The following is a 2,715-nucleotide window of genomic DNA, read 5'->3' as shown; positions in this document are numbered from 1 at the left end:
TTAGTGCTGTGTACTGCGGGGCCGGTCGGCTTATTTATGGCGGGATATACTGAAGATTCAGCGAAACGAGAAACGACATTACCGCTGTTACCTGGCTCTATTGCAGAATTTAACCGATATGAGTTTAGTCGACCTGTCAGCCGTTATAGCTGTGATAATCCGATTCGAGTTTATTCCCATATTGCCCCATACATGGGGGGGCCTGAAAAAATAAAAAATACCAATGGTGCAGGTGATGCCGCACTATCCGCGCTATTACATGATATGGCGGCCAATAAATATCATAAAGAAAACGTGCCGAACTCCAGTAAGCATCAGCATCAATTTTTAACTTATTCTTCTTTTTCTCAGGTGTGTAAATACTCTAACCGTGCGAGCTATGAGGTGCTGGTACAACACTCTCCTCGTTTATCCCGTGGTTTACCAGAACGAGAAGACAGTTTAGAAGAAGCCTATTGGGAGCGGTAGGCTTCCTCTTTTTCCATCATAAGGAAGAATAAAAGGCTCAGTAATGAGCCTTTTATTTTTTATAATATTTTTAATGAGATTAAAGGGCAAAATCTTCGAGAGATTTTCCTTCATCTAATGCTTGTTGGATAACCGAAGGTGTTCGACCTTGGCCTGTCCAAGTTTTTTCTACGCCATTGTCAACGTATTTATATTTAGCGGGGCGAGGTGCACGTTTCGCTTTGCCTTTTTTGGTTTTTGTTTTTGTTTCACCAGCTAGTGCTGAGATTAGTGCATCAACGTCAATGCCATCTTTGGCGATTTGTTCGGCAATGGCTGCGAGTTTGGCTTCTTGCTCGGCTTGAGCTGCTTTTTCTTGTTCTTCAATTTCTTTACGTTCTTGCACGACAACCGTCAATTTATCAAGAGCTTCTTCAAGTTGTTCTAAAGTAAGATCGCGAGCATAAGCGCGTAAGCTACGAATATTTAATAGCGTTTTAGTTAGTTCCGACATTTCTGTTTCCTGTGAGGTTAATTTTTTTACAATTATAATACTAAACGTAGTTATTTATTCTGGCAATATTGATTTGACAATAATAGTACAATATTACGTAAAAATATATTCAAATAAAAGTGAGTGCAATAATGTTTTTTTGTGAAAAACGCCCCATTATAAGAATTTTGTAAAATTAATCGTAGGTAGTACATTATCTCTAATTCATATAATTTACATTAATGTGATCCATTGCATAGGAATATATAAAAATAGATGTTCATTGTGATCTCGCATTATACTGCTTTTTTATGCTCAATATCCTTGCGGGTCGATGGAGTAGACAAAGTATGACTAATTTAGTGTTTTTTTTGGCGGTTTGATGACCAATTCTCGGTAATTAATCCTCTCGATAGGTTGCATTGACATCTATGATAAGTACAATGAGCCGACCTAATGCGAGATTTATAAATAATGTTGGGTTTACTTATAAGGTAGCTCACACTGGAGTCTCGACGTAGAGGTGCGGTACTGAAAAGTAACCATGTTTGGGGTGATGCCTATGAAGCGTGGTGAAAGGCTTTATCGCCGAAGTTAGTCGCAGATCAAAACGGCTAGCTGGGGTTGTCAGCGAATAGGGGCAACACTGCCATAGTCTACATACTGATGCGGATATTATTTTGCTTGGTATATCCTTGTTAAACTATGGAGCGCTACTGTAGGGTTGGGTGAAGTGTTCGCTTCCCTTTCGCTAGTTCAACAATAAGCTGTGTTAATGAAATACGCAGTTTGTCTGCAGTAGATCTCTTACCATTTATAACTGGTTTTTGAAGATCATGAATGTAATTGATTTTGCTTCCTCTCCTTTGTCTGTGCTCCCGCCATTAATCGCATTGACCTTAGCTATTGTCACTCGGCGAGTGTTAGTTTCTTTGGGGGTCGGTATTTTGCTTGGCGCTATGTTATTAGCAGATTTCTCGCTTTCGGGTGCTACTCATTATACGGCAACTCAAGTCACCAGCGTTTTTTTTAAAGAGGGTGGCTTAAATACTTGGAATATGAGTATCGTTGGCTTCTTAATTTTGCTTGGAATGATGACGGCGCTCTTAACGCTCTCTGGTGGTACGCGTGCCTTTGCTGAGTGGGCGCAAGTTCGGGTAAAGAGTAAGCGAGGCTCGAAGCTTTTAGCGGCGTTTCTTGGTGTGTTTATTTTTGTTGATGACTATTTTAATAGTTTGGCTGTCGGTTCTATTTCTCGCCCTGTGACGGACCGTTTTTATGTGTCTCGAGCTAAGTTAGCTTATATTTTAGATTCTACGGCCGCTCCCATGTGTGTTGTGATGCCTGCCTCGAGCTGGGGCGCTTATATCATGACCATTATTGGTGGTATTTTGGTTTCGCACGGGATCACAGATTATTCACCGCTTGGTGCTTATTTGCGCTTAGTGCCGATGAATTTCTATGCCATCTTTGCTTTGTTGATGGTTTTTGCTGTGGTGTGGTTTCAAATGGATGTTGGCCCGATGCGTCGCCATGAAATTCAAGCATCACAAGGTCGTGGTTTTGAGCAAGACAATGAGCACGATAGTCAAGAAGCGCATGAGCTAAATGAGGAACTCGATATACCTGAAAGCGATCATGGTAAAGTTTCAGATTTAGTGTTACCCATTGTGTTACTTATTTTGGCTACCATCGGTGCTATGTTGTATACCGGAGGACAAGCATTATCGGCCAGTGAGCTTGATTTTAATATCTTGGGCGCGTTTGAAAATACA

General features: G+C 40.8%; 3 protein-coding genes and 1 riboswitch. Of the genes, 2 read left to right on the top strand and 1 reads right to left on the bottom strand.

Features of this window, described 5'->3' with window-relative positions; genetic code table 11:
• A partial coding sequence (locus B7C60_RS19845) for a carbohydrate kinase family protein (protein WP_483887771.1) occupies positions 1-468 on the top strand: 468 nt, incomplete at its 5' end.
• A gap of 79 nt (positions 469-547) precedes the next feature.
• On the opposite strand, the gene B7C60_RS16415 is transcribed toward B7C60_RS19845, so the two are convergent.
• Positions 548-961: an H-NS family histone-like protein gene (locus B7C60_RS16415; protein ID WP_099612563.1), complete on the bottom strand. Its 414-nt coding sequence runs from the start codon at positions 959-961 to the stop codon at positions 548-550.
• A gap of 489 nt (positions 962-1,450) precedes the next feature.
• Positions 1,451-1,664, top strand: a riboswitch (Lysine riboswitch).
• 112 nt (positions 1,665-1,776) lie between these two features.
• Here B7C60_RS16415 and B7C60_RS19840 point away from each other — a divergent pair.
• Positions 1,777-2,715: Na+/H+ antiporter NhaC family protein (locus B7C60_RS19840; RefSeq protein WP_245869621.1), on the top strand; the 939-nt coding region annotated here is incomplete at its 3' end.

The organism is Vibrio fujianensis (assembly GCF_002749895.1).
Taxonomy (GTDB): Bacteria; Pseudomonadota; Gammaproteobacteria; order Enterobacterales; family Vibrionaceae; genus Vibrio; species Vibrio fujianensis.
Note: the sequence above shows the minus strand (reverse complement) of the source record. Positions and strands in the feature narration are given on the sequence as shown.

Excerpts from the sequence above, each read along its gene's own strand:
- B7C60_RS16415 (WP_099612563.1), bottom strand. The coding sequence starts at position 961 with ATGTCGGAACTAACTAAAACGCTATTAAATATTCGTAGCTTACGCGCT.